Raw genomic sequence first — 328 nt, forward strand, 5'->3', positions numbered from 1 at the left:
TGCGGCTTCGGCTTCGACCGTCTGGCCATCCGGCGTCATCAGGACCGAGGTCATCAGGCCGAGCGAGCCAAACCCTTGCGCGACGATATCGGACTGGACGTCGCCGTCATAGTTCTTGCAGGCCCAGACATAACCGCCCGACCATTTCAGCGCCGAGGCGACCATGTCGTCGATCAGGCGGTGTTCGTACCAGATCTTGGCTTCCTTGAACTTGTCGGCAAATTCGGCGTCGAAGACCTGCTGGAAGATATCCTTGAAGCGGCCGTCATAGATCTTGAGGATGGTGTTCTTGGTTGACAGATAGACGGGAACGCCGCGCTGCAGGCCG

The 328-nt window shown here is 59.1% G+C and carries 1 protein-coding gene; it reads right to left on the reverse strand.

What is annotated here, in order from left to right; translation table 11 throughout:
• Nucleotides 1-328 (reverse strand): isocitrate/isopropylmalate family dehydrogenase (locus ASD32_RS25705; protein ID WP_244490271.1); only part of this gene is annotated, 328 nt, incomplete at both ends.

This window comes from Rhizobium sp. Root483D2, assembly GCF_001426685.1.
In the GTDB taxonomy this organism is placed as follows: domain Bacteria; phylum Pseudomonadota; class Alphaproteobacteria; order Rhizobiales; family Rhizobiaceae; genus Pararhizobium; species Pararhizobium qamdonense.